The organism is Belnapia moabensis DSM 16746, from assembly GCF_000745835.1.
Lineage (GTDB): Bacteria > Pseudomonadota > Alphaproteobacteria > Acetobacterales > Acetobacteraceae > Belnapia > Belnapia moabensis.
The window spans coordinates 49,693-66,779 of the sequence record NZ_JQKB01000024.1 but is presented as its reverse complement, the minus strand read 5'-3'; the positions used below and the strand labels follow the sequence as shown (position 1 = coordinate 66,779).

General features: G+C 66.4%; 16 protein-coding genes. 10 read left to right on the top strand and 6 right to left on the bottom strand.

Annotated features, from left to right (window positions below; translation table 11 throughout):
* Positions 1–56 precede the first annotated feature (56 nt).
* On the bottom strand, positions 57–1,376 hold the full coding sequence (locus EP26_RS16370; RefSeq protein ID WP_245624425.1) for a FliI/YscN family ATPase: 1,320 nt from the start codon (positions 1,374–1,376) through the stop codon (positions 57–59).
* 277 nt (positions 1,377–1,653) lie between these two features.
* On the opposite strand from EP26_RS16370, the gene flgB reads away from it, so the two are divergent.
* Genes flgB through EP26_RS16335 form a run of 7 tightly spaced genes read left to right on the top strand, consistent with a single transcriptional unit; the run spans position 1,654 to position 7,011 of the window.
* Positions 1,654–2,016 carry a flagellar basal body rod protein FlgB gene (gene flgB, locus EP26_RS16365; RefSeq protein WP_245624424.1) on the top strand — a complete coding sequence of 121 codons (363 nt, stop codon included), beginning with the start codon at positions 1,654–1,656 and terminating at the stop codon, positions 2,014–2,016.
* Positions 2,016–2,456, top strand: a complete 441-nt coding sequence (gene flgC, locus EP26_RS16360; RefSeq protein ID WP_052389272.1) for a flagellar basal body rod protein FlgC — start codon at positions 2,016–2,018, stop codon at positions 2,454–2,456. The genes flgB and flgC overlap by 1 nt, the downstream gene beginning before the upstream one ends.
* A 5-nt stretch (positions 2,457–2,461) precedes the next feature.
* Positions 2,462–2,752: a flagellar hook-basal body complex protein FliE gene (locus EP26_RS16355; protein WP_043339984.1), complete on the top strand. Its 291-nt coding sequence runs from the start codon at positions 2,462–2,464 to the stop codon at positions 2,750–2,752.
* A gap of 6 nt (positions 2,753–2,758) precedes the next feature.
* Positions 2,759–3,022 (top strand): flagellar biosynthesis protein FliQ, encoded by a 264-nt coding sequence (fliQ, locus tag EP26_RS16350; protein WP_043339981.1) that lies wholly within the window; start codon positions 2,759–2,761, stop codon positions 3,020–3,022.
* A gap of 32 nt (positions 3,023–3,054) precedes the next feature.
* Positions 3,055–5,115: a flagellar biosynthesis protein FlhA gene (gene flhA, locus EP26_RS16345; protein WP_043339979.1), complete on the top strand. Its 2,061-nt coding sequence runs from the start codon at positions 3,055–3,057 to the stop codon at positions 5,113–5,115.
* 5 nt (positions 5,116–5,120) lie between these two features.
* Entirely contained in the window at positions 5,121–5,882 is a 762-nt protein-coding gene (locus EP26_RS16340; protein WP_043339977.1) for a flagellar biosynthetic protein FliR, read from the top strand.
* Between the two features lie 10 nt (positions 5,883–5,892).
* The gene (locus EP26_RS16335; RefSeq protein WP_052389271.1) at positions 5,893–7,011 is read left to right on the top strand and encodes an EscU/YscU/HrcU family type III secretion system export apparatus switch protein; all 1,119 of its coding nucleotides are present in this window, start codon (positions 5,893–5,895) and stop codon (positions 7,009–7,011) included.
* Between the two features lie 750 nt (positions 7,012–7,761).
* On the opposite strand, the gene EP26_RS16330 is transcribed toward EP26_RS16335, so the two are convergent.
* The 5 genes from EP26_RS16330 to EP26_RS16310 form a co-directional block, all read right to left on the bottom strand.
* On the bottom strand, positions 7,762–10,515 hold the full coding sequence (locus tag EP26_RS16330; RefSeq protein ID WP_043339974.1) for a bifunctional diguanylate cyclase/phosphodiesterase: 2,754 nt from the start codon (positions 10,513–10,515) through the stop codon (positions 7,762–7,764).
* Between the two features lie 889 nt (positions 10,516–11,404).
* Complete coding sequence (locus EP26_RS16325; protein ID WP_157033579.1) at positions 11,405–12,142, bottom strand: MotE family protein; 738 nt, start codon at positions 12,140–12,142, stop codon at positions 11,405–11,407.
* Positions 12,143–12,159: 17 nt separating this feature from the next.
* A complete protein-coding gene (locus EP26_RS16320) occupies positions 12,160–12,708 on the bottom strand; it encodes a hypothetical protein (protein ID WP_043339970.1) in 549 nt (182 codons plus the stop codon).
* Between the two features lie 39 nt (positions 12,709–12,747).
* Entirely contained in the window at positions 12,748–13,818 is a 1,071-nt protein-coding gene (locus EP26_RS16315) for a FliM/FliN family flagellar motor switch protein (RefSeq protein ID WP_043339968.1), read from the bottom strand.
* Positions 13,819–13,821: 3 nt separating this feature from the next.
* Positions 13,822–14,337: a flagellar basal body-associated FliL family protein gene (locus EP26_RS16310; protein ID WP_043339965.1), complete on the bottom strand. Its 516-nt coding sequence runs from the start codon at positions 14,335–14,337 to the stop codon at positions 13,822–13,824.
* A gap of 158 nt (positions 14,338–14,495) precedes the next feature.
* Here EP26_RS16310 and fliF point away from each other — a divergent pair, with 158 nt between their 5' ends.
* From fliF to EP26_RS16295, 3 genes are read left to right on the top strand one after another with little or no spacing between them, the layout of a single operon-like run.
* Positions 14,496–16,058 (top strand): flagellar basal-body MS-ring/collar protein FliF, encoded by a 1,563-nt coding sequence (fliF, locus tag EP26_RS16305; protein WP_052389270.1) that lies wholly within the window; start codon positions 14,496–14,498, stop codon positions 16,056–16,058.
* Entirely contained in the window at positions 16,055–16,744 is a 690-nt protein-coding gene (locus EP26_RS16300; protein ID WP_043339963.1) for a FliH/SctL family protein, read from the top strand. The genes fliF and EP26_RS16300 overlap by 4 nt, the downstream gene beginning before the upstream one ends.
* Entirely contained in the window at positions 16,741–17,025 is a 285-nt protein-coding gene (locus EP26_RS16295; RefSeq protein WP_043339961.1) for a FliM/FliN family flagellar motor switch protein, read from the top strand. The genes EP26_RS16300 and EP26_RS16295 overlap by 4 nt, the downstream gene beginning before the upstream one ends.
* The last annotated feature ends 62 nt before the right edge of the window (positions 17,026–17,087 follow it).

Below are 17,087 nucleotides of genomic sequence, written 5' to 3'. Positions count from 1 at the left end.
GATCGTGGTGCTCGTCAGCCTCTCGCATCCAGGCCTCACAACGAGGCCCAGATGTCTCAAGGGTGCAGAATCTCCGCCAGCTGCGCAAAGGCCGCCTCGGAGGTGGAGCGCTCGTCTACGCCCTGAGAAAGAAACCCCTCCAACCCTGGCTGCCGTTGAATTGCCAGATCAAGCAGGGCATCGCTGCCCGACCGGTAGGCACCCAGGCGGATCATCTCTGCCATATCGGCATAGGCGCCCAACAACCGCCGGGCATCTGCGAGCAAGGCATTCTCGTCCGCATTGTGGCAGCGTGGTAGCGCCCGACTGACCGAGCGCAGCACATCCACCGCCGGCCAGCGGCCACGCTCGCCAATACGGCGATCCAGGACAATATGCCCGTCGAGGATGCCACGCACCGCATCGGCGATCGGCTCGTCATGGTCGTCGCCATCGACCAGCACGGTGAAGATGGCGGTGATGTCCCCCTCCCCCTCCTGGCCAGGACCGGCGCGCTCCAGCAAGGCGGGCAGCTCGGTAAACACGGATGGGGTATAGGAACGCGCCGTCGCCGGCTCGCCCGCCGCCAGCCCGATCTCCCGCTGGGCATGGGCCAGGCGGGTGATGGAGTCGAGCAGCAGGAAGACCTGGCGGCCGGTGGTCCGGAAATACTCGGCCACCGCCAGGCTGGCCTGAGCTGCACGGCGACGGGCCAAGGCCGGCTGATCGGAGGTGGCCACGACGACAACGCAGCGCTGCCGTGCCGCCTGGTCCAGGGTGCGGTCGAGAAACTCCCGGACCTCGCGGCCACGCTCGCCAATCAGGCCGACGACAATGACATCCGCGTTGATAAAGCGGGCCATCATGCCCATCAGGGTGGACTTGCCGACGCCGGAGGCGGCGAAAATACCGAGGCGCTGCCCCCGGCAGACCGGGGTGAACACATCCAGTGTGCGGATCCCGGTCTCGAGCCGCTCCCCAATGAGGCGACGGCCGAGCGCGGCCGGCGGCGGCTGGCGCAGCGGTGCCGGGCGACGTCCGCGCGGTAGGGGTCCCAAGCCATCGAGCGGCTGGCCCAACCCGTCGACGACCCGCCCGAGCCAGCTGTCGTTGGGGTAGAGGACCGGGCTTTCCTCCAGCCAGGCGCGGGCGCCGGGCGCGAGGCCTTCGGTGGGGCCCTCCGGAACAGCGATCGCCGCGTCGGCGGCAAACGCCACGATCTCGCATGGAACGACGGGCGCCCCTGCCGAGGGGCCGCTTTTGTCCGCCGGGCGTTCGACCTGCAGGCGGTCACCGATCGCCAAGCGGTTGCCAAGGCCGCTGATGGATAAGGCAGCCCCCCGCACGGCCGTCAGGGTTCCCCAGCGCCGATAGCGAGGCAGCTGCGCGAGTTGCACAGCCGCATCCGCCAAGCTCGCCGCGGGTGGCTGGGCAGGCTCAGACACCTGAATCATGCGAAAATATCCTGTAGGGTGCGCGGCGTCGCCGGCGGACGGTGCTGTGGGAGCCGCCCTCACCCGCCGGCTCCGAATGAGCCACAATGGGCCCGACACTGTCCTGCCGTCTATGCGAAAATACTCGACACTGTTCTGTGATCGCGTATAACTAGGCCCGCCTCACGGAGCGGCCGCTGTGCTCGATGGAATGGATGTCTTTCGCATAACCGGTGCTCGCATGCGTCAGCTTGCGGAACGGCAGAATGTGCTGGCGCAAAATATCGCCAATGCCGACACGCCGAACTACCGTGCCCGGGATGTCCGGCCCTTTAGCTTTGACAGCGTGCTGCTGCGGGGCAGCGGCGGTGCCGCTCCCTTGCGGCTTGCCGCCACCAATGCGGGCCATGTCGGCGCCGCCGCCGGCGCCACCCGCGTGGTGACCGACCGCTCGCAGTCCTACAGCGAGGATCCCGATGGCAACACCGTCAATCTCGAGGAGCAGATGGTGAAGCAGGCGGATCTCGCCAAAAGCTATGACATGGCGACGACGGTTTATCGGCGGAATGCGGCCCTGCTGCGTGCCGCCGCGGGTGGTCGCTGATGCTCACCATCGCGCCAGTCACCGGAACGGGGCCCCTCACCCAGGCCATGGCCACGGCGGCGTCCGGCATGAGCACGCAGGCCGTGCGCATGCGCCTGGCCGCCGAGAACATGACCAACGCCACCTCCACGGCGGCCACGCCGGGCGGCGATCCCTACCAGCGTCGCATCATGAGCTTCAGCCAGCGGGTCGATCGCGCCACCGGCGCCATGACCGTCCAGGTCGGTCCGATCACCCGCGACACGCGGCCTTTCCGGACCGAGTATGATCCCGCGCATCCCGCCGCCGACGAGCGGGGATATGTGAAGCTGCCCAATATCTCGCCGCTGATTGAGCAGGCGGATCTGCGGAATGCCCAGCTCAGCTATGAGGCCGCGATTGCGGTCATGCAGCAGGCCCGCTCCCTCTACTCGAAAACGCTCGACATCCTGAAAGGATGAGGCCCATGGCTCTGGAAATTGCGGCGATTGCCCCGGTCACCACCGCGGTGCGCGCCTACGGCGCGGTCGCGGCCCAAGCCTCCAGCTTTGGCGGCATGATTGCCGATGCCGCTCAGGCGTCTCTGCAGACGCTGCGCCGCTCGGAAACGGTGGCGGCGCGTGGCGTTGCCGGCACCGCCGACGTCCAGGAAGTGGTGCAGGCGGCCACCGCGGCGGAGCTCACGGTGCAGGCCGTCACGCAGCTGCGGGACAAGGCGGTTGGCGCCTATATGGACGTGCTCCGCATGGCGGTGTGAGCCGCCATGAATGAGGGGGACGTGATCGAGATCCTGCGGAGCGGGTTCTACGCGACGATCGCCATGACAAGCGCGCCCCTGTTGGCAGCGCTGGTGACCGGGTTGGTCATCTCCGTTCTGCAGGCCCTGACGCAGATCCAGGAGATGACGCTTTCCTTTGTGCCGAAGATCCTGGTCACCCTGGTGGTGACCATGCTGAGCTTGCCCTTCGCCTTCGCTGCGCTGCGGTCCTATGTTGAGGAAATCATGCAGCGGATCGTGGGCCTGTAGATTTCGTTTCCCCGCCAAAGTGCGAGGCCCATGTGAATCTCCTACACCGTTTCCGGCGCAGCCTCGGTCATCAGGACGTGCTGTTCGCGGCAGGCTTGGTCCTGCTGCTCGCCGTTCTGGTGCTGCCCATGCCGGTCTGGCTGGTCGATATCGGACTGGCCACCTCCATCACCCTGTCGGTGCTGATCCTGATGGTGGCGCTCTGGATTGAGCGCCCGCTGGATTTCTCGGCCTTTCCCACGGTGCTCCTGGTCGCCACGCTGCTCCGCCTGGCGCTCAATCTGGCGACGACGCGCCTGATCCTGGCCGACGGCCATCGCGGGCTCGATGCGGCCGGCAGCGTCATTCATGGCTTTGCCGCCTTTGTTGTCGGCGGTGACTTCATCATTGGCGTGGTGGTCTTCACCATCCTGATCATCGTCAATTTCATCGTGGTGACCAAAGGCGCGACGCGTATCGCTGAAGTCGCCGCCCGCTTCAGCCTGGATGCCATGCCGGGCAAGCAGATGGCGATCGACGCCGACCTGGCGGCCGGAACCATCGACGACATCGAGGCCAAGCGGCGCCGCAAGGAGCTGGAGGACGAGAACTCCTTCTTTGGTGCCATGGACGGTGCCTCGAAATTTGTGCGCGGCGACGCGATTGCCTCCATTATCATCACAGGAGTGAACGTTCTCGGCGGCATCGTGGTCGGCACCCTGCGCCACTCCATGCCGATTTCCGGTGCTGCAGCCAATTATGTGACCCTGTCGGTGGGCGACGGTATTGTGTCGCAGATTCCGGGTTTGGTCGTCTCCATCGGCGCCGGCATGCTGGTCTCCAAGGGCAATGTCCGCGGATCGACGGACAAGGCGCTGGTGGCGCAGCTCAGCGCCCAGGCGAAGCCGCTCTACCTGGCGGCTGGCTTGGCCATGATGTTTGCCATTCTGCCCGGCTTGCCGTTCCTGCCTTTCGCGGCCCTATCGGTGGCTGCCGCCGGTGCCGGTTTCCTGTCTCAGCGTAAGACCGAACAGGCGGCACTGGACAGCCGCGCTGCCGCGCCGCCGGATGCGCCGGAGCGTGAGGAATCGATCACCGAGCTGATCCGGGTTGACGACGTCTGTCTTGAGCTGGGCATGGGCTTGGTGTCGCTCACCGCCAGCCCACAGGGCGGTCTGTCGGAGAAGATCCGCAAACTCCGCCGGGCTTTCGGCCTGGAATTCGGCTTTGTCCTGCCGGCGGTGCGCATCAAGGACAATATGAGCCTAGCCTCGGGCGAGTACTCAATCCAGATTCAGGGGGTCGAGGTCGCGCGGGAAGCCCTGATGTTGGGCCGGCTGCTGGTGTTTGCCCCCGGCGGTCAGGAATTGACGATCCCCGGAGTGGATACGCAGGAGCCTTCCTTCAAAATCCGCGCTCGTTGGGTGGAGCCGCAATACCGTGATCAGGCGATGCGCAGCGGCCTCACCGTTGTGGATGTTGAGACGGTCCTGACAACCCATCTCTCCGAAACCCTGAAGGCCCATATGGCGCAGCTGCAGGGTTACTCTGCGACCCAGAAATTGCTGGATTCTGTCGCCCCGGAACATCAGAAATTGGTGGCGGACCTAGTGCCCGGCACCTTGCCGGTGGCGACAGTGCAGAAGGTGCTGTCCTCGCTGCTGGCGGAGCGGGTGTCGATCCGCAACCTGCCATTGGTGCTCGAGTCGCTGCATGAGGCGGCCGGATTTACCCGCAATGTGTCCTTGTTGGCGGAGCATGTTCGGCAACGGCTCTCGTTGCAGATTTGCCGTGGCCTAATGCAGGATGATGGCTATGTCACGGCGCTGCTGCTCTCGCCGGATTGGGAGCGCGAGGTCAGCTCGGCGATCATTGAGGAGAATGACCACCGAAGCTTCGTGATGTCGCCCTCCAAGATCCAGGAGCTGATTGGCGCCATGCGGAGCCGGATTGCGGATGCGACGGCCCGGGGTGACTGGCCCGCGATCCTGACCTCGGCCGGGGCTCGGCCCTTCGTCCGGCATCTGGTCGAACGCATTAATCCCACCATTGCGGTGATCTCGCATGCCGAGGTGCATCAGCGAACCCGGTTGCGCACCGTCGGGCAGATCTAGCCGGCATGACGGCCGGCCTGCTCCTGGAGACGGCCCTGTCGGCCGAGCTCTACCGGCTGTTGCTGGTGTTCTGTCGCGTGTCCACGGCACTCTTGCTGCTGCCTGGCTTTGGCGATGGTGCCATGCCGCCGCGCTTAAGGGTGCTCGCCAGCATGGCCATCGCCTTGTGCATGGCCCCCCTCGCCGGGCAGGCCGTCCCGGTGCCAGGCAGCTGGACGGTTCTGGCCGCACTCTTGTCAGAAATCGCGGTCGGCATGCTGATCGGCACGTTGGCTCGGATCATCATCTCAGCATTGCAGATGGCGGGTCAGGTGATCGGCCAGTGTATCGGCGTGGCTAATATCTTCACTGTGGGCATCGGCCTCGACAGCTCGGCCACCATCGGGGCGGCGCTGCATGCAGGATGTCTGGCGGCCCTCTTTGCGGTCGACGGTCATCATGTTGCGCTGCGCGCCATTGCCGACAGCTATACGGCGTTGCCGCTTGGAATGCCGCCCGGATTGTCCGGCTCGGCACGGTCGATCTCGGAGACAGTCGCCCAGGCCTTTCATCTGGCGCTGCAGCTGTCCCTGCCCTTTTTATTGCTGACCCTGCTGTTCAACCTGGCACTGGCTGGCATGAACCGTGCCATGCCAGCCGTACCGGTATTTATGATTGGCGCGCCGGCCCTGCTCTTCGCCGGTCTCCAGCTGCTCGGTGTGACCGCGCCGACCATCCTCACCGAGATCCTTGGGGCCTATGCCCTAGTCTTCCAGCCGCTACGGTGAGGGACGCGTCATGGCGGAGGAGTCTGGTCAGGAAAAAACCTTTGATGCCACCCCCCGCAAGCTCGAACAGGCGCGCGCACGCGGTGACGTGCCGCTGTCTCGGGAGGGATCGGCCTTCGGGGTATATGCCGGGGCGCTGATTGCGGTCGGTCTTGCGGGCGGCCTCATCGCCAGCCAGTTCACGAACATTCTCACGCCCATGGTGGAGCAATCCTCGGATTATCTGGAGCTCACCGCCCAAGGCTATCAGCGTGCTGGCAACGCTGTGCTTGGAGCCATGGCCATTGCGCTTGTCCCGCTCTTTGGATTGATGATCGCCGGCGCCCTCCTGCCGCATTTGGCACAAAATTCCATTGTTGTGGCTACTGAGCGGATCCGTCCGAAATTCTCCCACCTATCCCCGTCGGCCGGCGCCAAGCGGATCATCGGGCTCAAGGCACTATTTGAATTCGGCAAGTCCTTGCTGAAGGCGGTGGCCGTGGGCGCCGCCTGCTGGGTTGTGGGATTGCCCCTGTATGAGAGCAGCGGCAATCTGGCGGCGGTGGACCCGTCGGCCTTTCTGTCCCTGGCAACAGAGGCGATTATTGCCGTTCTGTTCGCGGTGACCCTGGTGGCCGGCGTGGTCGCGGTCGTGGATGTCAGCTTCCAGCAGTTTGACTATCGTCGGCGGCATCGCATGAGCTTGCAGGAATTGCGGGAGGAGATGCGGTCGACCGAGGGCGACCCGCATGTGAAAGCGCAGCGGCGGAAGCTGCAGCGCAAGCGGTCGCAGCGCCGCATGTTGGCCGAGGTGCCTCGGGCGACGGTGGTAATCACCAATCCAACACATTTCGCGGTGGCCTTGCGCTATCGCCGTGGTGAGGATGACGCGCCGATTTGCGTGGCCAAGGGCGCCGACCAGGTGGCGCTGCGGATCCGCGAGGCAGCCACAGCGGCGGGTGTGCCCATCGTTGAGGAAAAGCCCCTGGCGCGCGCCTTGTTCGCCACCGTCGAGATCGATGATGTCATCCCGCAGGCGCATTTCGAAGCTGTGGCAAAGATCATCGGGCTGATTTGGGGACAGCAGGCGATGCGTCAGTCTGCAGGAGTCCCTCAGTTGGCACAGGCGAACAGTGGCATGCAACCCTAATCAGCGTGGGGTTGCCTTGGCGCCCCACGACAAGCCTGCGCATGGCATGGCCATACTGGACGGCCTGGGCCATGTCGCCCGGCTGGCGATGCGGCTGTCAGGGCAACGGTCCGGGCCGAGCCTGCCGGTCGCACCTAGGTCATGGCTCGAGCGCGACCTGGACCGTGCAAGAGCGATCGGATCCCGTTTGCGGTGCCGGCGGCCGTCGCGGATGGGTGGGTTATCCTGGGCGTCGGTGGCCGGTGCTCCGACGCCGGTGATGCCGACCGGACCGGGCTGGCCAACGGCGGTCTGCCTCGGCGCTGACTGAGAGAGGTCGAGGCCTGGACCCAGACGAGCCGTCCCAGGAACCGGCCTTGTCCGCCCTGCCAAAGCCTGCTCCCTGATCGCGCCTCATGGCGAGTTGGGGGAGGCTGGTGGCAGCCTGCCGCGCAAAGCTCATGGATGGACCATGAGGCCCACTCCATGGCGGTCAGGGTGCGTGCGATCCGGCGTTGGGGCCGAGAGCCGGGCTGGTCTGTATGCGTCGGTATGGTCCGCCGCCGCCTGGATCAGGTTGGGTGCGCCCGGATGATTGGCCGCTGAGGCCATCGTTGTACTCGCTGGCCTTGAACAACCCGGCTGCGCGGAGCGTCTTGGCCTAGGGATGGCACGACCGCGCTGCGCCGGCAGCAACAGCCTGAGCGTCAGGCTGAGCCGGCAACGGGGCTGGGCCGGCGGTGTGACGCCGGTGACGTGACGGCCCCGCCTTCAGGACGCCTCGGCATCAGCGGCCTGGTCCAGTCGCGCCAGCAGGTCCGGTATGTCCGCTCCGGGACGCGGCTTGCTGAACAGGTAGCCTTGCGCCTCGCCGCATCCCTTGCGGTGCAGCGCCAGGAACTGCTCCTCCGTTTCAACGCCTTCGGCGGTGGTTGCCATGTCGAGGCCGTAACATAGATCGGCCACAGCGGTGATGATGGCGTTGCTCTGGCGCGATCGATTCAAGTCTTTCACGAAGGAGCGGTCGATTTTCACCTTATCGAACGGAAAGCGTTGCAGGTAGCTGAGCGAGGAGTAGCCGGTTCCGAAATCGTCCATGGCGATTCGCACACCCAAGGCTTTCAGGCGATGCAGTGTGACTAGGGTCGTTTCCGTGTCCCGCAACATGACGGTTTCGGTGATTTCCAGTTCCAGCCGCCTGGGCTCCAGCCCGGACGCCGCCAGGGCTGCGGCAACGCTGTCCACCAGGCCCCGACTGGCAAACTGGGCCGGTGAGAGATTGACCGCTACCTTGGGGGCGCCCGCCCATCCGGTGGCTTCGGCGCAGGCACGGGTCAAAACCCACTCGCCCAAAGGAATAATCAGGCCAATTTCTTCACACAGTGGGATGAACTGATCAGGCGGCACCAGGCCGCGGTCTGGATGATTCCAGCGTACCAGCGCCTCCAGCCCGCACACTCGGCGGGTCGCGACCTCGACGATGGGTTGGTAATATAACTCGAACTCACCCGCCGCGAGCGCGCGGCGCAGCTCCAGCTCCAGCGTGCGCCGCATCTGCATGCGGGCGTCCATCTCCGCCTCGAAGAAGCGCAGCCGACCACGCCCTTCCGCCTTGGCCCGATAGAGGGCCATGTCGGCAGCCTTGAGCAGGATGTCGGGATCAAGACCGTCGCCGGGACCAATGGCGATACCGACGGAGGTGCCGATCACCACCTGATGGCCATCCAGCTCAAAGGGACGCTCGATGGCGCTGATCAGGCGTCGCGCAAGAGTCTTCGCATCTTGGGGATGTTCGATGTCGGTCTGAACAATGGCAAACTCGTCGCCGCCCAGCCGCGCCAAGGTGTCGCATTCGCGCAGTTCAGCATTCAGCCGTGTTGCGACGGTTTGCAGCAGGGCATCCCCAAGGGGATGACCGAGAGTATCGTTGACCTCCTTGAAGCGGTCGAGGTCGAGGTAGAGGATGGCACAGCGGCCACCGCGCCGTACGCGGGTCAGCGCGCCCTCCAGCCGCTCGCGGAAGAGCATCCGGTTCGGCAAGCCGGTCAGCGCATCATGGCGTGCGAGATGGGCGATTTGGGCCTCGGTCCTGCGCCGCTCGGTCACATCCTCATGGACCGAAATCCAGCCTCCCCGGGCCATTTGCCGCCGGGAGATGGCAATGGTCCGCCCGTCCACGAGATCCCGGACCTCATAGGCTGCGCCACTCTTGCTCAGGCTGGGCAAATGAGACGCCACACGATCCTCCAGCCCGCGAGAACACACCGCCGCGGCGACATGGTGGGCCAGGATGTCTGGGAGCGAGGTGCCAGGCCGGACGAGCTCCGGGGGCAGGCGATACATCTCGGCATAACGGGTGTTGGCGACCAGCAGGCGGGCTTCGTCATCGAACATGGCTAGCCCATGCGGCATATTCGTCAGCGCCGCCTCGAAGCGGGCTTCGGTGCGCAACCGCTCGCGCAAGTCGCGCACGGCGAGAACGGCTCGCCGACCTTCGGCGGTGTCGATCTCACCCCGCACGATCTCCACCGGGACGTCACCGGCCGTGCCCCGCAGCATGGCGCGCCGCGCCGCGCCCGGAACGCCCTGGAGCGCATTCGCGCCGCCTGCCGGCTGCGGTTGAATCAGGCTGCAGATATCGAGGCCCAGCAACGCCTGACGCTCGCGGCCGGCCCATCCACAAAACCGGGTATTGACTTCGACAATGGTGCCATCCGCAGCGCAGAGCACCAGGCCGTCCAGGCCTGCATCGGCCAGTCCACGCAGTCGCATGGCTTCCGTCCGCAGACCGCCGGCCCGCGCCCGTGCTTCCGTCCAGAGTGCGACGGCACCCAGCGAAAGACCAAAGCCGGCGCCAGCCACCACCAGGATCGCCAGCCGGCCATGATCCAGCCCGGATCCCACGAAGTCCGAGCCCCCCTCGGGCAGGATCTCCACCGCGCCCATGCCGGTGAAATGCAACAGCACGATCCCCGCCACAATGCCAGCGGCAGCCAGGATGCGGCGGCGTGGAGAGCCAGCTCCAGTCCATCGCGCGAAGCTGGCTGCCATGACGCTCGCGCCCAGCAGCACGGAGATGGCGACCAGCCCCCAATCATAGGCAATCCGGCCGGGAAGCTGGATGGCCGCCATGCCCATATAGTGCATGGCGCCGATGCCGAGACCCACAATGGCGCCGCCGAGTGCGCGGCCGGTGGCGCCCTGCGCGCGCCGCCAGACCAGGATGCCAACCGCCACCGCGGCGACGACCGTAAATGCCGAGCCGAGCGTTGGCACCACGGCAAAGGCCGTGGGAAGACCGGGATCATAGGCCAGCATGGCGACAAAATGCGTGGCCCAGGCGCCGCCACCCAGAGCAATTGCAGCCATGATCGCCCGCCCATAGCTCGTCGCAAGCCGCGTCGCCGCCGGTTGCTGCCCCAGAAGGGTCACCGAGAGGGTGGCCGACAGCATGCAGATCAAGGCGGCAGCGAGGACGAGACGGAGGTCGTGCTCGGTCACGACGCAGGCGAGGATGCGAAACATCGATAGGAGGCCCCGGTGCGGCGCGGCAGTTGCCAAGGGGATCGGAACGGACCGGCTGCAGGGTATGATCTTAGTGCGGTCACGTCCCTGTGCGGGCGAGAGCCGCGCCGCTTGCGTGCCTCAAAAGCAACGGGTGCTGCGGCTGCAGGTGCTGCGACGCCCGAGGGAACTTGAGCAAGACCAGCTTGAGCGGATCGAGCCTGATCTCGACGGCGTGGTTTGAACCGAAAATCATGGGGGACCGACGATATGCACCCTGGCCGCGCGGCGCCGTCGGTTTCGGTGCCTGCGTGGCGATGTGGCATCCGGGCGTTCAGGCTAGCGCCTGGGCCTGCCGCGCCGCCGGCCAGCGGCGGTATCCGGTGGCTGGTGCCGTGGCCATGTAGCCTTGCCCTGACGGCTACACTCCTGGTATGGCCCGCAGACCTCGCCAGGTCCCCGCCTGGGTTGGTGGCGGCGAGACAACACCGTCCAGCAGACCCGATCGCGTGCGGCAGGGCCGGATCCAGAGTGACGACGGTGTCAGCGGTTCTGGTTGGCGCCGGAGAGGGTATTCGCGGGGGCGCCGTCTGCCGGTCGCGCGGCCGCCCATCGATGATGTTGGCGGGCCAAGCCCCGTCCCAGCTCTGTCACAGCGTCCTGCCAGCAGTCGCGGCCTCCGACTGTGACGGCGTCACTATCCTGGCGCTCCTGCGGCAGCGAGATGCTGGCAGCCGGTGCTAACCTCGTAACCCGGATGCGGCAGAGGCTTGCGCCGGGCCAGTGCCTTGGCAGGAGGCGCCGCATCAGGATGTCCGGTGCCGCCATGTGGCGCTACGCCATGCGCTGGCGTCGCGCCAGCGCCTGCCACTGACACCCGGACGCTGGGTTAAACCCTCCGCTGGGAACCCTACTTCTCCTGGCGGCGGAACGCCTCACGCCGGCCTGCAATCTCCTGCGTCACCGCCATGGCTGCTGGTGGATCCATCTGCGCCAGGATCGGGCCGGCCTGGCGCTCGGGGATCTTCAGCAGGATCACCGCGGCCTGCGTCGCTTCCAGGCGCTCCATCACCTTCGCCGCCTGTTGCGGGCGCATGTTGACGTAGAGGGACACCAGGGAATCGATGTCGCCCTCGGCCGCCGTCACTTCGCGGGCGACGAGGCGCTCGACTTCCTCGCGGAGCTTGGCCAGCTCGGCCAGTTGGGTGCGCGCCATGGCTTCGGCGGCTACGGCGCGAGCCTCACGCACTTCCAGGGATCGCTCACGACGTTCGGTTTCCGCCTGGCGTCGAGACACTTCGGCCAGCAGCCGGCCGTCATTCTGGCGGGTTTCAGCCAGGGGATTGGTCCTGACAGGACCGGACAGCGTCGTGGAGACTGTGGGGGTCACGGTCACCCCGCTCCGCAGTGTCATCGAACTGCCGACGACCTCGAGCGCCGGCGCCTCAACGATGCTCGGGATCGAGCTGGCGCTCGGCGTCGTACCGGACCACAGTTCAGCCAAGCCCATGATGCGCGCCGGCACCAGCGCGGCGATGCCGAGCACCATCAACGGCAGACCAAGCCGTGGGCCGAGAACCCACCCGAGAGACCGGTTCGGCGCTTCCAGTGTGGGCCGGCTGTTCGAAACCCGAGGGATGCGGTTCATTGATCGATCTCCAGCCGCTAGCCGAGTTTGACGCGCACAGCGCGTTCGATGGGTGCTTGCGCCAGCTCGGCGACAGCGGTCGGTCCCGGCGCGGGTGCAAAGGTCAGCTCGGCGGCCAGGATCTGCTCGGGCTGGCGGAACTCCACTGGGCTGGGGGATTCCAGGCGAGCGGCAAGCTTCTCGGCAAAGCCCAGTGGTTCCACCAGCTCCCGCGGCGGGGCGGCAACGCGGGCGTTGTTGAGCTTCCGGCTTTGCCGCAGGGCTTGATCAAGCCGCGCCGCGACCTCTTCGGCATTGCGGGACGCGATGGTCAGCTCCTGGGCGATATGCCGGCAGGAGTTCAGCTTGCTGTCGACCTCGGTCAGGCCCTCTTTGACCTTCCGCGCGATGCCGCTGGCGGACAGATCAAGCCGCTGCGATGCGGCGTCGAGCTGGGCAATCACGGTACCAGCCTGCCCAAGCGCCGTCCGCAAACTGCCCATGCGGCGATACAGCAAGACGATCCAGCCCGATTGGGCGGTTAAGATGGCGAGCCCCGACGCATCGAGGATCTGCAACAAGGTCATGGGATTCTCCACAAGCCGGCAAACGGTGTCTGGCGCGAGCTATGCGATGAGACGCGTGCGATCCTCGGCGGTCTTCTCGACAGCTCGGGAGCTTGGCCAGTCCTGCTCTACGATGCGCTCATCAACCTGCAGCACCACCCGGCCGCTTTTGGCGGCCATATGGGCGCGGCAGATCAGGAGATCCTCACAGAACACCTCGACCGGCTCCTCCTGCCGGCGGTCGAGCGGCACCACTGAGCCAGGCTGCCAGGCGGCCAGCTCTGAGAAGAACATGGTCCGGCTCTCGATCACGGCGCGCAACTCGACCGTGGCCCGCGGCAGTTCTTCCGCCAGATGGTGGCGCCAGATGGTGTCGCCGCCCTGTTTCCGCCCCATCACGTCCTGGCTCAGGAGATCGCGCACCGGCTCGATGGCGGAGTAGGGCAGCAGAAAATCGATGTTGCCGCCGCGACCTTCCATGGCGATCTCCGCGCGGAAGGTCACAGCCGCCGCGGTGGGCTTGGTGATCAGGGCATAGCCCGGGGTGATCTCAAAGCGCTCCAGGCGGAAGGTGGCCGGACAGACCGCCTCGAAGGCCTTGCTGAGATCCTGCGTCACCACGCTCACCAGCTTTTCCACAAAGGTCCGCTCGATGGGGGTGTAGGGGCGTCCCTCGATGGGTTGCACCGCATTGCGGCGGCCGCCCAGCAGGATGTCGACAATGGAGCCGATCAGCCGGGAATCGAGGGTTGCGAGGCAGTAGCCATCCCATTCCTCGATGTGAATCACCCCGATCATGGCGGGCAGCGTGACGCTGTCGAGAAAGGCGCCGACCCGCACCGGGCGGGTGCGGTCAATCACCACCTCGGCATTATCCGCCGTGAATTTACGCACGCTGCTGGTCAGCAGCCGCGCCAGCCGGTCCACCACAATGTCCAGCATCGGCAGCCGTTCATAGCGAACGGCACCGCCGAACAAGGCTTCGAGGCCACGCCGCGGCGCCTCTGGTGCAGCGGCCTCCGAGCCACCAAAGAGATCATCAATATCGCCCTGGCCCAATTGCGGGCCAGCGGCATTGGCCCATTCCGCCATGTCGTTATCGGCGGCGGCGGAGTCGTTTTCATCGCTCATGGCTCAGGCCACCGTAAAGCCGGTGATCAGCACGTCGCGCACCACATCCGGCCCGAGCAGCACCTCCAAGCGACGGAACAGGTCGCTGCGCAGGCGGTCAATAGCCAGCGCCCCCTCCAGCTCGCCATCGCGCAGGGTCCGCAGATACAGGATGAGATTGTCATACACCCGAGGCCCCACCAGCATCGGCTGCACCAAACTGGCATCGCCCATGATCTCGATAGACAGGGCCAGGCGCAACTGACGCGGCCGCCCCCCATTGGGCAGGGTCAGCGTCATCTCTGGTAGTTCAACAAAGGCCGGCTTGGGGGCCGGGACAGCGGGGGCTGGGGTCGGACCCAGCACGCCGGCGAGCATCCCGCGGGCGCCCTCAGCAATGCCCGGCACGAAGAACCAGGCGCCGGCCGCCCCTCCCCCCAGCAGCAGGACGCCGCCAAGAGCCAACAGGGGCAGGCGGCCACGGCGGCGTCCCGGCGAGGCAGCTGGCCTCGTTGAAACCTCAGCGGTAACATCTGACATGCGGTTTCTCTCGCATACGAATAGGACGCGGTAGCGTAGAATGCGAAATATATACGCTACCGTCGGTTTTCGCGCTATGCGAAAAACGCAGAAGACGGTATCTCGTTGAGGCGCGCCGGACGGGTTGGTCGGCACTAGGACGGAACGACAGAACGTCGATGGAAACCAAGACTCTCGAACCCGCATTCCAGTTGCGGAGCCTTGGGGCCAGCTTGGCCGGCCTGGGATCTGCGAAACTTGCTGCGCTGAGCGGGGTCGCCCTGGCGGCGCTGGTGGGCGTCGTGTTGGTGGCACGGGCGCCGCAAAGTCCCAATGGCCTGCTCTATTCAGGGCTCGAGCCGGCCGATGCCGGGCGCATTGTAGCGCGGCTGGAGGAGCTCAAAATTCCCCTGGATGCCCGCGGTGATGGCACGATTCTGGTGCCGCTCGACCAGGTGCCGCGGCTGCGCATGCAGCTGGCCTCCGAGGGTCTGCCGCGGCAGACCGGCGCCGGTTACGAGCTGCTGGACCAGGCCAGCCCCATGCAGATGACCTCCTTTATGCAGCGGGTGCAGCGGCTGCGAGCCCTCGAGGGCGAGCTCGCCCGCACCATTATCACCATGCACGGTGTGCGCACCGCCCGGGTGCATATCGTCCTGCCGGAGCGCGAGAGTTTTTCGCGGGATGCGCCGCCACCCACGGCCTCGGTGACGGTGACCACTCAGGCCGGCCAGCGGCTTGGCAGTGCCCAGGCCGCGGCGATTCGCTTGTTGGTGGCCGGTGCCGTGCCGCGGCTGCGCCAAGAGGGCGTGTCCGTCGTTGATCCCACGGGGATCGTCCTGGCTGCGGATGGCGGGACCGGCGCGATTGCAGGCCGGGTGGGTGAATTGCGCGCCGCCCAAGAGGCGGTTTACCAAAAGGCGGTCCTGGATCTGCTGGAGCCGATTGTCGGCCATGGCAAGGTGCGCGCCATTGCCGCCGTGGAGATTGACGCCGCGCGTGTGGTGGCCCGCGAGGAGAAATACGACCCACTCGGTCAGGTGGAGCGGAGCCGTCAGACCTCGACGGAGCAGGAGACAAACGAGGATTCGCGGGGGCAGCAGCCGGTCACGGTGGGGCAGAACCTGCCGAACCAGCAGGTGGCGCCCAACAATCAGCGGACCAATGCCACGGCCCAGCGCAACAACGAGACCATCAATTACGAGATCTCCTCGCGCACTGAGGAAACCACGCGGGAGCCCGGCGCGGTCCGGCGGCTGAGCGTCGCCGTGGTGGTGGATGGCGCGCCCGATGCGAATGGCGTCATCCAGCCACGCTCTGCCGCTGAGCTGGAGCGCTTTACCGCCCTGGTGCGCTCGGCCGTCGGCTTTAACGAACAGCGCGGTGACCGGGTCACGGTCGATGGCATGCGCTTCCTGAGCGAGGACCCCCTGGGCACCCTGGCCGGGGGCGAGGTTGCTGCCACTGGCATCGCCTGGTGGCAGCTGGGCCTGGGGCTGGTGGTGGTGCTGACGGCCGGTGGCGGTGTCCTGCTGCACCGCCGCCGGGTTGCGGCCGCGGCCCGCGCGGCAGCGGCAACGTCGGCCCAGTCCGAGGCGCTGCAGGAAGCGATTGCCAATATCGGTCCTGACCTGCAGATCCGCCTCTCCTCGCTGAACGCGCTCAACGAACTCATTGACGAACGTCCCGACGAGGCCTTGTCGGTGGTCCGGGCCTGGATCCAGGAGGGGACGCCGGGATGATGCGTCCATTCCTCCCACCCTCGCTCGAGGCCCTCAGTGGGGCCGACGGAATGGTGGCGGCCCGCATCGCCGCCGAGGCCCAGCTGCGCGATGCCGCCTTTGCCGACGGCCATGCCCGCGGCCTGGCCGAGGGCCTGAGCCGCGGTCGGCTCGAGGGCGCGGCAACGGGACGCCTGGAGGGTCAGGCCGAGGCGGAGGCGGGTTTTGCGGAGCAGCGCCGCCATGGCGCGATGGCCGCCGAGCAGGCTCTCGTGGACTTGGCGGCCGGGCGGAGCCAGGACCGCGCCGCCCTGGATCGGGAGATGCGTGCGGCTCTCGCCGCCGTCCTGACCCTGGTGGTGCCGGCGCTGCTGGAGCACGAGGCCGGCGCCAATCTCCTGGCGCTGATCGCCGAAGCCATGACCCAGCGCACGGCCGACCGCATCGTGGTGCGGGCGCATCCCGACACGCTGGCCCTGCTCGAGCCCGGTGGATTCCCGGCGGCGGGACCGCTGCCCGGCCTCGCGGCGGGCGAGGCGGAGCGTCTGCTGTTGGAGCCTGATCCCGCCATGCCGCCTGGAGCGGCCACCGCCGCCTGGACCGGCGGGGGCTTGCTCATGGATCCACGCACGATGGCGGCGCGTGCGCTCGCCATTCTTGGTCCGATGCCGACCGAGATTCGTCCTCAGCAGGAAATGACGCCATGACCAGTGATCCCTTCGCCTCCGAGCCATCGTCCAGCGGCGACCGCAAGCCGCGGATTATGGACATTCCCGTCAATGTTCAGGTTGTGCTGGGCAATAAGCGCTTGCCGATGGCGGCCCTGTTCAATCTCAGCCGAGGTTCGGTCATCGAATTCGACAAGAAGGTCGGAGAGCCGGTCGATCTCCTCGCCAATGAACGCCTGATTGCGCGTGGCGAGATCCAGATCACGGATGATGGTCGGCTGTCGATCTCCATCACTGAGATTGTCTCGTCGTCCGTCTAGCGCTTCACATTACGAAAGTCGGCAGAATGCCAAGCTTTCCTCTGCGGTGGTGGATCCCCGGC

Excerpts from the sequence above, each read along its gene's own strand:
- flgB (WP_245624424.1), top strand. The coding sequence starts at position 1,654 with ATGCGTCAGCTTGCGGAACGGCAGAATGTGCTGGCGCAAAATATCGCC.
- flgC (WP_052389272.1), top strand. The coding sequence starts at position 2,016 with ATGCTCACCATCGCGCCAGTCACCGGAACGGGGCCCCTCACCCAGGCC.
- EP26_RS16355 (WP_043339984.1), top strand. The coding sequence starts at position 2,462 with ATGGCTCTGGAAATTGCGGCGATTGCCCCGGTCACCACCGCGGTGCGC.
- fliQ (WP_043339981.1), top strand. The coding sequence starts at position 2,759 with ATGAATGAGGGGGACGTGATCGAGATCCTGCGGAGCGGGTTCTACGCG.
- EP26_RS16340 (WP_043339977.1), top strand. The coding sequence starts at position 5,121 with ATGACGGCCGGCCTGCTCCTGGAGACGGCCCTGTCGGCCGAGCTCTAC.
- EP26_RS16335 (WP_052389271.1), top strand. The coding sequence starts at position 5,893 with ATGGCGGAGGAGTCTGGTCAGGAAAAAACCTTTGATGCCACCCCCCGC.
- EP26_RS16330 (WP_043339974.1), bottom strand. The coding sequence starts at position 10,515 with ATGTTTCGCATCCTCGCCTGCGTCGTGACCGAGCACGACCTCCGTCTC.
- EP26_RS16325 (WP_157033579.1), bottom strand. The coding sequence starts at position 12,142 with ATGAACCGCATCCCTCGGGTTTCGAACAGCCGGCCCACACTGGAAGCG.
- EP26_RS16320 (WP_043339970.1), bottom strand. The coding sequence starts at position 12,708 with ATGACCTTGTTGCAGATCCTCGATGCGTCGGGGCTCGCCATCTTAACC.
- EP26_RS16315 (WP_043339968.1), bottom strand. The coding sequence starts at position 13,818 with ATGAGCGATGAAAACGACTCCGCCGCCGCCGATAACGACATGGCGGAA.
- EP26_RS16310 (WP_043339965.1), bottom strand. The coding sequence starts at position 14,337 with ATGTCAGATGTTACCGCTGAGGTTTCAACGAGGCCAGCTGCCTCGCCG.
- fliF (WP_052389270.1), top strand. The coding sequence starts at position 14,496 with ATGGAAACCAAGACTCTCGAACCCGCATTCCAGTTGCGGAGCCTTGGG.
- EP26_RS16300 (WP_043339963.1), top strand. The coding sequence starts at position 16,055 with ATGATGCGTCCATTCCTCCCACCCTCGCTCGAGGCCCTCAGTGGGGCC.
- EP26_RS16295 (WP_043339961.1), top strand. The coding sequence starts at position 16,741 with ATGACCAGTGATCCCTTCGCCTCCGAGCCATCGTCCAGCGGCGACCGC.